Consider the following 12,310-nt stretch of genomic DNA (forward strand, 5'->3'; position numbering starts at 1 on the left):
TTCAGCCAGCCAGAGCAGGGCCAGCGTGTTGCCCACTATGTCAGCCAAGCCCCGGCGCCTGGAGACGACGCAGCGTTAAGACCCGCACAGGCTCTGCCTAGGATCAGATTTTCCTCCCGCTGCGATGACGGCCATTCAGTTCTTCCGCGGGGTGGATGAACCCGTGATCCCCGACATCCGTTTGACCCGTTCCCGTGACGGCCGCACCGGTCAGGCGTTGTTCGTGTTCGAGGAGCCGGCAGCATTGGCACCGGAGAGCATGGGGGACATCACTGGCATGTTCCTGCTCGACGAGGAGGGAGAGCTGGTGACCCGTGAGGTGAAGGCCCGCTTCGTGAACGGCCGCGCCAGCGCCATCGAAGCCACCTACACCTGGAAGAACGAAGCAGATTTCGAGCGTTTCATGCGCTTCGCCGAGCGCTATGCGGCCGGCCACGGCCTCGGCTTCGCCGGCCAGGGCGACGAAGCTGCCGCTGAAGCTCCTGACGCGGAGTCGGATCCGGCTTGAACTTCGGCAAATGGCTCGGGCTGGCCGCTACCACCGCTGCTGTCGCGCTGCTCTGGAGTCTGCGCGGCGTGGTGATTCAGGCCTTTGCCGCCGTGGTGCTGGCGATGGCGATCTGCACCCTGGTGGGATTCGTGCAGCAGCGGTTGCGTTGCAACCGTTCGCTGGCCCTTTTGGTCAGCGTGCTCGGCCTGGTGGTGGTGCTGGCCGTGGCCATTGCGGTGCTCATTCCTCCCTTTGCTGATCAGTTCGGACTGCTGCTCACCAAGGTGCCTACCGCCGCGGCGCTGCTCCTGAAGATGGGCCGCGAATCCCTCTCCTGGGGCGGGAAGATGATCTACGGCCAGCAGGAGACCCCCCTCGACTTCGACTGGCTGACATCGCTGCTGCCGTCCGGTGGGGACAGCACCGCCGCCCTCGCCGGTGGCCTGGGCCAAGGGGCCGTGCGGCTGCTGGGGCTGGCGGGAAATCTTGGCAGCGGCGCGCTCCAGTTGCTGTTCGTGGTGGCGGTGAGCCTGATGGTGGCGGTGCAGCCCACCGCCTACAGGGAAGTGGCGGTGTTGCTGGTGCCGTCGTTTTACCGGCGCCGCTTCCGCCGCGTGCTTGAACTCTGTGGCACCGCCTTGAGCGATTGGATGGTGGGGGTGTTGATCAGCTCCTGCTTCGTGGCGCTGCTCTCAGGCATCGGTCTGTGGCTGCTGGGGGTGAATCTGGTGGTGGCCAATGCGCTGCTGGCTGGCCTGCTGAATGTGATCCCGAATGTGGGGCCCACCTTGAGCACCATTTTCCCGATGTCCGTGGCGCTGCTTGACACCCCCTGGAAAGCGCTGGCGGTGCTCAGCCTCTACGTGGTCATCCAGCACCTGGAGAGCTATCTGATCACCCCTTCGGTGATGCATCACCAGCTCAAATTGCTGCCGGGCCTCACGCTCTGCGCCCAGTTCCTGTTCACGGTGATGTTCGGACCGATCGGATTGTTGTTGGCGCTGCCGTTGGCGGTGTGCCTGCAGGTGATCATTCGTGAAGTGCTGATCCACGACGTGCTCAATCCCTGGACGCTGCAGCGCCCGCTTTCATGAAGCCCCGCGCTGTCCTCGGACTTTTCGCCCTGGTGGTGCTGGGGCTGCTCCTCTGGGAGCTCCGCTGGGTGCTGCTCGTGCTGTTCGGAGCCGTGGTGCTGGCCGTGGCGCTCGATGTGCCCGTCACCCAGCTGCGCCGGCGGCTGCCGATCAACCGGCCCACCGCCCTCGTGGCGGTGCTGGTGGTGCTGCTGTTGCTGGGCTGGAAGGTGTCGGAGCTGCTGTTGCCCGAGCTGGTGGAGCAGGCTGGTGAATTCATGCGCCTGGTGCCGGAGCTGGTGCAGCGGTTGGGCGAACTGGCCGGGGGGATCAAGGGGTTCCAGCGGCTGGAGCAGCAGCTCGCCACCTTCACCACCTGGGACACGCTCCAACCGCTCGGCACCCAGTTGTTGGGGGTGGCAGGCAGTACCGCCAATTCCACGATCCAGGTGCTGTTGATGGGGCTGTTGGCCGTGCTGCTGGCCCTCGATCCGCGCAGCCACCAGCGCCTGTTGCTCGCCGCTTCACCGCGATTTGCCCGCCCTGGCGTGGAGAGCCTCCTGCACGATTGCCGTCAGGCCATGGGCGGCTGGCTGGCTGGCATGACCATCTCTGCCAGCACTGTGTTTCTGCTCACCTGGGCCGGCCTGGCGCTGCTGGGGGTGCCGCTGGCCCTGCTCAGCGGCCTGGTGTGCGGGCTGCTCACCTTTGTGCCCACAATCGGCCCCACGGCCGCCACCTTGTTGCCACTGGCGGTGGCCCTGCTGATATCCCCGGCCAAGCTGCTGCAGGTGCTGTTGCTGCGCCTGCTGCTTCAGAACCTGGAAGCCTTTGTGCTTACACCGGTGCTGCTGAGCCGCACGGTGAACCTGCTGCCCACCGTGGCACTGATGGCCCAGCTCTGTTTGGGGGCCTTGCTTGGTCTGCCAGGGGTGCTGCTGGCACTGCCGCTGGTGGTGGTGCTGCAGGTGATCTGCCAGAAGGTGCTGGTGGAAAAGGTGATGGACCGCTGCACACACGAAGCTTCTTAGTCGGCTCAAAGCAGGAGCCGAAGCGGCCGTGATCCCTTCGCCGAAACGGCCGTGATCGTTCACGGACGTGACCGCGTCAGCGGGATTCAGCGGAAGCGGTGGAACAGCTCGGGCGCCAGCACCAGTACGCCGATCGGCAAGGGGTGGCGCCTGACGGCGGCGATCACGGCGGCCAGGGTGAAGTGATCACTGAGCAGCAGGAATTCGGTCCTGAGTTCCAGGAGCGCCAGCAGCACGAGCACCACCGGCACAAGCGGAACTCTTCTCATGGGGAAGCAGTGCTGACCTGGCGCGGCGCGGAGAGCAGGCTGAGCAAGGTGGGTGCCACCCCGATGCTCGACCAACTCCCTACCGAGATTCCCGTGGTAAGCGCCACGGCGAACCAGAACAGGCTGCTGCCACCGAAGAAGATCATGCCCAGCAAGGGCATCAAGGTGGTGAGCGAGGTGTACATGGAGCGCGTGAAGGTGACATCCACGGCCGCATCCACCTGCTCATCGATGGGGAGATGGCCGAGCACGGTTTTCTGCTCCCTGATCCGGTCGAACACCACCACGGTGTCGTTGATGGAGTAGCCCGCCACCGTGATCAGCGAAACGGCGAACAGAGAATCCACCTCCACTCCACGCAACAGCCCCAACCAGGCGAACAGCCCGGCGGTGATGAGCACATCGTGGGCGAGGCACAGGATGGCCAGGGAGGCGAACAGGCGGTCGTAGCGGAAGCTGATGTAGAAAGCGATCGCAGCAAAACTCACCAGCAGGGACACCAGGCTGCTCCTCAGCAACTGAGCGCCGAGGGTGGGGCCGATCGTTTCCACCGAGGTGTCGCCAGGCAGAAACGGGCCGATCCGGCTGTTGAGCTGGTTGACCAATGCTGTGCTCTGGTCGGCGCTGAGCGTGGGCATGCGCAGGTCGATCGAGCGTCCGCCGTCGAGCACCTGCAGGGGCGCCCGCTCCAGCAATGGAGCGGCCACACCGGCTTCGTCGGGCAGCTTCAACTGCGCGAGCTGCTCCTCCACCTGCGGGGCGGTGAGGGGAGGACAACCATCGCCGCAGGCCCGCTCCAACTGGATGCGGGTGCCCCCGGTGAAGTCGAGGCCAGGCTTGAGCGGCAGGCCGATCGACGGATTCAGCCAGCTGAGCAGCAGACCCAGCAGGCTCAACAGACAGGCGGCTCCTGAGGCGGCCCAGGCGAGCCGGCGATGGCGATTGATGCGGAAATAACGGATCGCCGGAGCTGGATCCGCGGCTGTGGGGCTCATGGGAACTCAGGCGGCAGGGGAGGAAAGCTCACGGCCCGGGAGGAAGTAGGTGGGGCGCCGCAGCGAGGGGTAGCTCATCAGCAGCCGCAGCAGTGTGCGGGTGCAGGTGAGAGCAGTGAACAGGCTCAGCACCAGGCCGATGCCAAGGGTGACCGCGAAGCCTTTCACCAGGCCAGTGCCCAGGGTGAACAGGGCCACGCAACTGATCAGGCCGGTGAGGTGGCCATCAATGATTGAGGAGAACGCCAGGGAGAAGCCGGTGTCGATCGAGCGGATCAAGGTGTTGCCCCTGCGCAGCTCTTCTTTCACCCGCTCAAAGATCAGCACGTTGGCATCCACCGCCATGCCCACGCTGAGGATGAAGCCGGCGATACCCGGCAGCGAAAGCGTGACCGGGATCAGGGCGTAGGCCGCCAGGTTGAACAGGGCGTAGAAGAGCAGCGCCAGCACCGCCACGAATCCCGGTAAGCGATAGACCACCACCATGAACACCGCCACCAGCGCCAGGCCGCCCAGGGCCGCCACCAGGCTGGAGCGGATGTTTTCGGCCCCGAGCGTGGGCCCCACCGTACGCACTTCGATGATCTTGATCGGCAGGGGCAGCGAGCCACCGCGCAGCTGCACTTCCAGATCCCGGGCCTCATCGGCGGTGAAGTTGCCGGAAATGCTCGCGGCCCCACCGGTGATGCCGGCTGCCCTGAACTGTTCGCTCACACTGGCCTCGCTGATCGAGCGGCCATCGAGCACAATGCCGAGCAGGCGATTGGTGCCTGCGATCGATTGGGTGAGCCGTGCGAACGCCTCCCCACCGGCGCGGTTGAAGTTCAATGTGACCTCCCAGCCGGGACCGTTGGTCTGTTGCTGGCGGCCGGCACCGGTGAGGTCGCGGCCGGTGAAAGCGGCTGGTTCGTAAAGAGCCACCACCCGTGTGTTCACCTCGGCGAGCAGCAGTTCCAGTTGGTCGGCTTCGCTGGCTCCTGCCGGCACTTCCAGGCCGAGAGCGCTGAAGGCCCTGGCCATTTCTTCGGCGGGGAAGCTGGGGGGCGGCGGTGGCGTGGCGCCTGGGGGAAGGCCGGGTGTGGGGGGCGCAGCGGCGCGCCTGTTCTGCACCCGGGCGAGCACAGCAGAGGCCTGGGTTTTCAACCGCAGCAGCGCCTGCATCTCCTCTTCGGTGTCGGGTTTCTGGACCCGGAATTCGAGCAGGGCGGTGGTGCCCAGCACCTTGGCGGCCCGGCTGGGATCCTGCTCACCGGGCAGTTGCAACAGCAGTTGGTCGTCGCCGACGCGCTGCAGGGTGGATTCGGCCACCCCGAGGCTGTTGATGCGGCGATCGAGCACCTCCTGCACGGCTTCGAGCTGTTCGCTCTGCACCTGACGAATCGCGCCGGCCGGCATCACCTGCAGGGTGAGCTGGCTGCCGCCGCGCAGATCCAGGCCGAGCTGCAGCGGGAATGTGACCAGGACAGCCCCGGCGGCGATCGCCAGGGCCAGGATCAGGGCCACCCATCCTTGTTGGCGTGCCATTTCAGAGGGTGCCTGCTTTGAGCCGCCGGGCGGCATCCACGATCTGGCTGGGCTGAATGATCGTGAGGTTCTCCAGGGCGCCGTTGTACGGCGTGGGGATGTCCTGGCTGGAGAGGCGCAGCGGACGGGCGTCGAGATCATCGAAGCAGTGTTCGGTGATCAGGGCGATCAGCTCGGCGCCGATGCCACCAGTTTTCATGCATTCCTCCACCACGATCACCCGATGGGTCTTGCGGATGGAGCGGCTGATCGTGTCCATGTCGAACGGCTTGAGGCTGATCAGATCGATCAGCTCCACATCGACACCCTCGGCTTCAAGCTGTTGCACCGCCTTGATGCAGTGGTGGCGCATGCGGGAGTAAGTAAGGATCGTCACGTCATTGCCTTCGCGCACCACATCGGCCTGATCCAGGGCGCAGATGTAATCGCCCTCAGGGATCTCTTCGCTGAGGTTGTAAAGCAGCACATGCTCAAAGAAGAGCACGGGATTGTTGTCGCGGATGGCGGCCTTCATCAGGCCCTTGGCGTTGGTGGGGGTGCTGACAGCAACGATCTTGATGCCGGGCACGGCGTGGAAATAGGCCTCCAACCGCTGGCTGTGTTCAGCCCCGAGCTGACGGCCCACCCCGCCGGGGCCCCGCACCACCGTGGGGATCGTGTAGTTGCCGCCGCTGGTGTAACGCAGCATCCCCATGTTGTTGGAGATCTGGTTGAAGGCGAGCAGGAGGAAGCCCATGTTCATCCCTTCCACGATCGGCCGGAGTCCGGTCATGGCGGCGCCCACGGCCATGCCCGTGAAGCTGTTTTCAGCGATCGGGGTGTCGAGCACGCGCAGCTCGCCGTATTTCTCGTAGAGGTCTTTGGTGACTTTGTAGGAGCCGCCGTACTGACCCACGTCTTCGCCGAACACGCAGACGGTGGGGTCTTTCGCCATCTCCTCGTCGATGGCGTCGCGCAGGGCGTTGAACAGAAGGGTTTCTGCCACAGGGGAGTTGCGGGCCCGGCGCGGATGCCGGAAGTGGGGCCAACTTATCTCAGGCCTGCGGGGGCAGTGCTGCGGAGCCTTCTAGCCGCCGGCGGCGAAGGTGGCGAGCAACAGCACCGACAGGATCATCCCCGGTGAGAGCAGCAGGGCCAGCAGACCGAGATCGTGAGGGGTCATCGCAGTGGTGTCGGAACCCGTGGTGCCAGCGAGTTTAGGAAGGCTCTGTGGAGCTGGCAGGCAAGAGGCTGCGAATGAACACCAGGAACAGGCCCAGGCCCACGAAGGCGAAGCTGAAGGTGGCCAGGAAGCTCATGCCCACGATCAGGGTCTTCATCGCGGTGCCGATGCTCTGCGCAAACGGCTTGCTGTAGTGCGGCGGATGGACGGCGAAGTAGGTCACCACCCGTTGGCTGAGCAGCAGGCTCACCCAGGCCAGGGCGCCGCTGGTGAGGGCGCCGGACAGAAAGCTGAGCGGGCCCTTGCGCGGAGGTGCCGTGGAGGAGGCGGTGGCCGGCGCGATGCCGCTGCCGGGATCGGTTTGCTGGGGGTCGCTCATCGTGGGGCGTCGGGATCGGGGACGGAGCCGGCCGGGGGCATGGCCTCATCGTTGACGACCCTGGCACCTGCCGGCGCGAAGCGGCAGCCCCAGGCGTCGAACCCCGCGTCTTGCAAGGCCGGTGTGAGCTGCTGCTGGGCCGCGGCAGCCTCAGCGGCGCTGCTGAACAGGGCGAACAGGCTGGGCCCTGACCCGCTCATCGCCACACCCAGGGCGCCGCTCACGCTGCGCAGCAGAGCCAGGCCCTCGCGCACGCTGGCCTGCTCCGGCTCCACCACGGCCTGCAGGTCGTTGCGCAGAGGCGGCAGCCCGCGCTCCCCCCGCAGGGCGGCCAGCAACGGTCCGCGGCGCAGGTGCTCCCGGCGCTGCTCAAAGTCAGCCTCGCAGTCGAGGTAGAAGTCGCTGCGCAGCTCGCGGCAGCGTCCGTAGGCCCACGGCGTCGACACACTCACCGACGGATCCTTGATCAGCAACACGGCCAGGGGATCGGCTGACGCCGGGAACGGCTCCAGCTGCTCTCCCCGCCCGAAACACAGCTGGCTTCCCCCGGCCAGGCAGAACGGCACATCGGAGCCCAGTTCCGCCGCCACTTCCAGCAGGGTTGCCGGCGGGAGATCCATGTTCCAGAGCTGGTTCAGGCCCACCAGGGCGGCGGCAGCGTCGCTCGATCCTCCCGCCAGCCCGGCCCCGATCGGGATGCGCTTTTCCAGGGAGATCTCGGCGCCGCGCGTCCGCCCCTCCAGCCGTTGCTGCAGCAGCAGGGCGGCGCGGCTGATCAGGTTCGTGCCGTCGGTGGGCAGCCCCGGCTGGTCGCAGCTCAGTTGAAGGTGGCCGTCGTCGCGTTCGCGCAGGATCAGCCGGTCTTCCAGATCGATGCTCTGCATCAGCATCGCCAGCTCGTGGAAGCCATCCGGCCGCAGCCCGAGCACCTCAAGGTGCAGGTTGATCTTGGCGGGAGCGAGAACGGTGAGGCTGCGGCTCAGTGCTGCCATGGGTCGCGTTGGGCTATGGATCGGGATGGCCGCACGCCGCATCCCCGGAGGAAAGGGGGGCTGGCGCTGAGGCTTCGGCCTGATTCAAGCCCTCCGCCAGTGCCACCCAGCGCTGGGGCTCCAGCTCCTGGGGACGCTGCTGCAGATCGATGTCGGCGGCAGCGGCCAGGGCACTGAGCGCCTCCGCCGGCAGTAGGCCCGCCAGGGTGTTGCGCAGCATCTTGCGCCGGGCTGCGAAGCAGCGCCGCAGCAGCCGCTCCACCGTGGCGGCCACAGAAACGGGCAGCCGCTCCGCCGCAGGCAAGGGCTCGATCACGATCACCTCCGAGTGCACCCGGGGCGTCGGCTGAAAGCAACGGGGTGGTACGCCGCACACGCCCTGGCAGCGGGCCATCAACTGCATGCGCACGCTCAGGGCGCTGTAGGCGCTGCTGCCCGCACGGCAGCGGATGCGTTCTCCCACCTCCTGCTGCACCAACAGCACCAGCCGCGTGTAGGACGCGGGGGCAGGGCGGTCGAGCCGGCCCACCAGCCGCTCCAGCAATGGACCAGTGATGTTGTAAGGGATGTTGGCCACCACCTTGGTGGCCGGTGGCAGCTCCAGCTCGAGCACATCCCCCTCCAGCAGGCGGAAGCGGGGATCGGCGCCGAACTGCTGCCGCAACCCGGCCACCAGATCTCGGTCGAGTTCCACCGCCGTGAGGCTGGCCAGGGGGCTCTGCAGCAGCCGTTCGGTGAGCGCCCCCCGGCCCGGCCCCACCTCCAGCACGCGGTCGTCGGCGCGGAGCTCGGCCGCCTGCACGATGCGATCAAGCACGCCGGCATCGGTGAGCCAGTGCTGGCCGAAGCGTTTGCGGGCCCGGTGGCCGCTGAAGGTCATGACCATGGGCGTGAGATCTCCCACATTGCCTTCTGGCGCGGCTAGAGAAGAAGGACTGAAGGGGGGTGATGGCGATGGCTTCATCGGCACCGTTGGTTGCTGTGGCCGCTGGGCGTCCTGCAGCATCCATGCGTGCGCAGACCCGCTTTACGGCCCACGCAGGCCGTCGTTCAGTGGCCTGGGCCGGCTGGATCGCAGCTTTGGCCCTGCCCCTGCTGAGCGGTCCGGCGCTGGCTGGCAGCGCCACCGCTGATTCCGTCTGGGACCGCGACAACGCCCAGCAGCGGGCCCTGCAGCAGGTGCCTGCGGGGGCCAACGTCACCAGCACCCGCTGTGAGGACGTTTCGGTGGGGATGAACACCACTCGCTACCGCTGCACGGTGGAGTTCACCGTTCCCGATCCGGCGGTTCCCGCGAGCAGCACGCCCGGGCCCGGCAACCCGGCCAGTCCCTGAGCGCGCCGTTTGCCCTGAACCGGCCTCCTGCCCTCACCATTCCAGGCGCAGCCAGCGCACCGGCGCCCGGGCCGGTGGCAGCGGCACCAGGGCGCACACCGCCTCCACCGGCACATCCATCCAGCTGGGGTGATCGCACAGCCAGCACGACCAGGCGGCCGCCAGCCGCTGCCGTTTGCGTCGATCCAGGCTGGCCCTCCCCCAGCCATCGGCACCGCTGCGGCGCCGTCCCTTCACCTCCACCAGCAGCAACCGGCCTGGCTTCATCAGAACAAGATCAAGCTCGCCCCAACGGCAGTGCCAGCGTTGGGAGAGCAGCCGCCAGCCCCGCACCTCCAGCAACCGCAGCGCCCGCTGCTCCGCCCAGCGCCCCGGCACGGCGCAGCGGTTGCGCGCCCGGTCAGCGCTCTGTTGCGGTCGGGCTCCTTCCACGTACGGCCAAGGGGTGTGTTCCTAAGGTTCCCTTTCTGTCCCTTGCCGCCATGGCCTCCCCGCTGCGCTGCCGCGCCGGCCTTCCTTGCCTCTCCTGGCTCGCTTCGCTGCTGCTGGTGTTGGTCCTCGGCGTGGTGCTGCTGCCGGTGCCTGCGGCCCAAGCGGCGATGGACTACGCCAAGCAGGTGTTGATCGGCGCCGACTTCCATGACAGCGATCTGCGTGGTGTCACCTTCAGCCTCACCAACCTGCGCGAGGCCGATCTTTCCGGCGCCGATCTGCGGGGGGCCACCCTGTTCGGCGCCAAATTGCAGGACGCCGATTTGCATGGCGCCGACCTGCGCCAGGCCACCTTGGACTCCGCGGTACTGGACGGCACCGACCTGCGCGACGCCTTGCTGGAAGATGCCTTCGCGTTCAACACCAAGTTCAACGCGGTGAAGATCGATGGTGCCGATTTCACCAACGTTCCCTTCCGCGCCGATGTGCTGAAGAAGCTCTGCCTTGATGCCACCGGCACCAACCCCGTCACCGGCCGCTCCACCCGCGCCAGCCTCGGCTGTGCCTGATGGTTCCCCTTCTGTGCCATGAGCTTTGACCCCCGCAGCCTTGAGCGGCTCCGGGAGCTGGGCCGCCAGCTCCCCCAGCCCTTGCCGGCCCCGCAGGTCCGGCCCGCTGCCGCGCCTCAGCCACGGCTGCATGCGGTGGAAACCGAGCAGGACCCCGACAAGCTGTTTCATGAGCTGATCAAGGCGAGCCCCGATGGCAAGGTGCCGCCGCATCTGATGGAGCGCCTTTCGGCGCTCGAAACCGCCAGGCGCGAGCGTCAGCGCCAGCAGCCGCCAGCGGCAGCGAGGGCAGCAACCCCAGCGGCCCCTGGCCCCGCCCGCACCCCCCGGACGCCCCTGGCGGGCGCCCCCGGTGCCGCCGCCATCCGCGAGCACGAGCAGTTGTATCGCGAGTTCCACTCGCTGCTGCTGGAAGACGAGCCAGACAGCTGAAGGCCGTGGAAACCGCCGGGTGACCGCACGGCCTCGCAGTGATCGGCGGCGGGCCATGGTCTGCATTCGCCGATTGAAGCGACTGTGATGTGACTGGCTGTCAATTGTTCGCAATCTTCCGATACATTTCGAGAGCCAACGTTTTGGATCGCGCTTTTGCTCAGGCCGTCGCCCCACGGCGTTGCCTGTTTCGCCGGTCCCTCTTTTCCTCTGATGCCTGTTCAACCCGGTGAATTTGTGCTCCTGGCCAGAGAGGCCGGCACCAGCTTCCAGGTGGTGAGCGTCGACGACATCGACGACCGCTGCTGGGTGCGCCGCTGGCCGCTCACCAGCAGCGGCTCGCCCCCATTTGCTGTGCCGATCGGTGCGGTGATCAGCCTGCGCGCCGCGGCCGCCTGACCCCCCGCACCAGCCCCCTTCTCCCGAGACCCCCATGATCCCGATGCAAGCAATCCTGCTCAACAGCCTGCTCGGCAAGGGGTTTCGCTGCCTCCTGCTGAGCGCCTGCACCGCCCTGGTGGCGGAGATGCTGCTCAGCACAGCCGGCTGAAGCAGTCGCTCGCCCTCAGCCAGCAGCGGTACCCGCCTTGGCGCCACCAGCACTGGCACCAGCGGTGCTGGGCTGGTGTTGCTTCAGGAGATAGCGCTCGCCGGCTCTCGAATCGATCAACCGGCAACCCTCGGGCAGCACCGCCGCCGCTGCCTCCAGCGATCCCTTCAGCCAGAGCAACCGGTTCAGGGCACCCTCAAAGCGGACCTCGCCGCCGGTGGTGCTCACCAGCACGGCCAGTGGCTTGAAGCGCTGCACCAACTGCGGCAGCACCTGCTGGCCCTTCACGAACGCCCCCACCACCGGCAGGCCCAGATCCACCACCGGGGTGATCACTGCGTCGAGTGGCTGCTCCGGCAGGGTGGGATCGAGGAAGCCATGGGGCTCCAGGTAGATGCGCCCCTCGGGATGGTCAAACAGGTAGCCATTCTCCAGCTGCGGCACCGGTGCCCCCGCCGAGGCCGTCAGCTGCAGCTGTTCGTGGCAGTGACGTGCGCCGTGCGCCAGGGCGGTGAGCTCGCTGAAGCCAAGAGCGCGCGCCCTGGCCACCGCCGCGGGAGACCCCACCACCGGGGTGGTGGGAGGCAGCAGCGCCAGGCTGGCGGGATGGCAGTGGTCGGGCAGCCCCTGGGTGAGCACCAACAGATCCACCGGCAATGGAGCGGGACGCTCCTGTGGCAGCTCGCCGCGGAAGAACCAGGCGCCGGGGGGGAACTCCAGCGGCCCGGTGAGCCAGGGGTCCACCAACACCCGCAGCTCACCGAACTCCAGCAGCCAGCCATTGGCCCCGAGATAGGTGGCATGCAGGGCCATAGTGGCGGGCGAGCAGTTGGCCCCGGACGCTAGACCCCTTGCCAGCGCAGGCGTGAGGGTGGAGTGCTGGTGCCCGTCGCCGTGGGGCGGACCAGTTGCCAGAGCAGCACGGCGTGGGCGCTGAAGCGCACCGCGCTGAACACCGCCAACGCGACGCAGAGGGGGCAGTGGGTGATTCCCATGCGAAACGCATTATTCGCCTCCACCTTGGCACCGGCTGGCACCGGTTGAGGGTGGATGGGGCGGGGGGAATATCTTTGCAAC

Annotated in this window: 17 protein-coding genes; 7 read left to right on the forward strand and 10 right to left on the reverse strand. The window is 67.2% G+C overall.

All coding sequences use genetic code 11. From position 1 onward, the window contains the following. The first annotated feature begins 124 nt into the window (after positions 1–124). From psb28 to KBY97_RS07385, 3 genes are read left to right on the forward strand one after another with little or no spacing between them, the layout of a single operon-like run. Complete coding sequence (psb28, locus tag KBY97_RS07375; RefSeq protein WP_255146044.1) at positions 125–508, forward strand: photosystem II reaction center protein Psb28; 384 nt, start codon at positions 125–127, stop codon at positions 506–508. Continuing rightward, positions 505–1,584, forward strand: coding sequence for an AI-2E family transporter (locus KBY97_RS07380; protein ID WP_255146045.1), 1,080 nt, complete (start codon positions 505–507; stop codon positions 1,582–1,584). The genes psb28 and KBY97_RS07380 overlap by 4 nt, the downstream gene beginning before the upstream one ends. Next, the gene (locus KBY97_RS07385) at positions 1,581–2,594 is read left to right on the forward strand and encodes an AI-2E family transporter (protein ID WP_255146047.1); all 1,014 of its coding nucleotides are present in this window, start codon (positions 1,581–1,583) and stop codon (positions 2,592–2,594) included. Before KBY97_RS07380 ends, KBY97_RS07385 begins: the two co-directional genes overlap by 4 nt. An 86-nt stretch (positions 2,595–2,680) precedes the next feature. On the opposite strand, the gene KBY97_RS07390 is transcribed toward KBY97_RS07385, so the two are convergent. The 7 genes from KBY97_RS07390 to rsmA all read right to left on the reverse strand — a co-directional run bounded on the left by KBY97_RS07390 (position 2,681) and on the right by rsmA (position 8,795). Further along, the gene (locus KBY97_RS07390; protein WP_255146048.1) at positions 2,681–2,863 is read right to left on the reverse strand and encodes a hypothetical protein; all 183 of its coding nucleotides are present in this window, start codon (positions 2,861–2,863) and stop codon (positions 2,681–2,683) included. Further along, positions 2,860–3,858, reverse strand: a complete 999-nt coding sequence (gene secF / locus KBY97_RS07395) for a protein translocase subunit SecF (RefSeq protein WP_255146049.1) — start codon at positions 3,856–3,858, stop codon at positions 2,860–2,862. The genes KBY97_RS07390 and secF overlap by 4 nt, the downstream gene beginning before the upstream one ends. Positions 3,859–3,864: 6 nt before the next feature. Next, positions 3,865–5,382, reverse strand: a complete 1,518-nt coding sequence (secD, locus tag KBY97_RS07400; RefSeq protein ID WP_255146050.1) for a protein translocase subunit SecD — start codon at positions 5,380–5,382, stop codon at positions 3,865–3,867. Between the two features lies 1 nt (position 5,383). Then, positions 5,384–6,367, reverse strand: a complete 984-nt coding sequence (locus KBY97_RS07405; RefSeq protein ID WP_255146052.1) for a pyruvate dehydrogenase complex E1 component subunit beta — start codon at positions 6,365–6,367, stop codon at positions 5,384–5,386. A 211-nt stretch (positions 6,368–6,578) separates the two neighbouring features. After that, positions 6,579–6,923, reverse strand: a complete 345-nt coding sequence (locus tag KBY97_RS07410; protein ID WP_255146053.1) for a DUF3082 domain-containing protein — start codon at positions 6,921–6,923, stop codon at positions 6,579–6,581. Beyond that, positions 6,920–7,915, reverse strand: a complete 996-nt coding sequence (ispE, locus tag KBY97_RS07415) for a 4-(cytidine 5'-diphospho)-2-C-methyl-D-erythritol kinase (RefSeq protein ID WP_255146054.1) — start codon at positions 7,913–7,915, stop codon at positions 6,920–6,922. Before ispE ends, KBY97_RS07410 begins: the two co-directional genes overlap by 4 nt. Positions 7,916–7,928: 13 nt before the next feature. Then, a complete protein-coding gene (gene rsmA / locus KBY97_RS07420; protein ID WP_255146055.1) occupies positions 7,929–8,795 on the reverse strand; it encodes a 16S rRNA (adenine(1518)-N(6)/adenine(1519)-N(6))-dimethyltransferase RsmA in 867 nt (288 codons plus the stop codon). A 128-nt stretch (positions 8,796–8,923) separates the two neighbouring features. On the opposite strand from rsmA, the gene KBY97_RS07425 reads away from it, so the two are divergent. Continuing rightward, positions 8,924–9,250 (forward strand): hypothetical protein, encoded by a 327-nt coding sequence (locus tag KBY97_RS07425; RefSeq protein WP_255146056.1) that lies wholly within the window; start codon positions 8,924–8,926, stop codon positions 9,248–9,250. A 33-nt stretch (positions 9,251–9,283) separates the two neighbouring features. On the opposite strand, the gene KBY97_RS07430 is transcribed toward KBY97_RS07425, so the two are convergent. Next, positions 9,284–9,682 carry a YraN family protein gene (locus tag KBY97_RS07430; RefSeq protein WP_255146057.1) on the reverse strand — a complete coding sequence of 133 codons (399 nt, stop codon included), beginning with the start codon at positions 9,680–9,682 and terminating at the stop codon, positions 9,284–9,286. Between the two features lie 50 nt (positions 9,683–9,732). Here KBY97_RS07430 and KBY97_RS07435 point away from each other — a divergent pair, with 50 nt between their 5' ends. From KBY97_RS07435 to KBY97_RS07445, 3 genes are all read left to right on the forward strand, one after another. Then, positions 9,733–10,251, forward strand: a complete 519-nt coding sequence (locus KBY97_RS07435) for a pentapeptide repeat-containing protein (protein WP_255146058.1) — start codon at positions 9,733–9,735, stop codon at positions 10,249–10,251. Between the two features lie 18 nt (positions 10,252–10,269). Continuing rightward, a complete protein-coding gene (locus KBY97_RS07440; protein ID WP_255146059.1) occupies positions 10,270–10,683 on the forward strand; it encodes a hypothetical protein in 414 nt (137 codons plus the stop codon). 213 nt (positions 10,684–10,896) lie between these two features. Next, a complete protein-coding gene (locus tag KBY97_RS07445; protein ID WP_255146060.1) occupies positions 10,897–11,082 on the forward strand; it encodes a hypothetical protein in 186 nt (61 codons plus the stop codon). Between the two features lie 166 nt (positions 11,083–11,248). Here the strand turns inward: KBY97_RS07445 and KBY97_RS07450 are convergent, their stop codons facing one another. Both KBY97_RS07450 and KBY97_RS07455 read right to left on the reverse strand, forming a co-directional pair. After that, positions 11,249–12,046: an MBL fold metallo-hydrolase gene (locus KBY97_RS07450; RefSeq protein WP_255146061.1), complete on the reverse strand. Its 798-nt coding sequence runs from the start codon at positions 12,044–12,046 to the stop codon at positions 11,249–11,251. A 29-nt stretch (positions 12,047–12,075) separates the two neighbouring features. Continuing rightward, a complete protein-coding gene (locus KBY97_RS07455) occupies positions 12,076–12,270 on the reverse strand; it encodes a hypothetical protein (RefSeq protein WP_255146063.1) in 195 nt (64 codons plus the stop codon). Positions 12,271–12,310: the final 40 nt, after the last annotated feature.

Source organism: Synechococcus sp. ATX 2A4, assembly GCF_024346375.1.
GTDB lineage: Bacteria > Cyanobacteriota > Cyanobacteriia > PCC-6307 > Cyanobiaceae > MW101C3.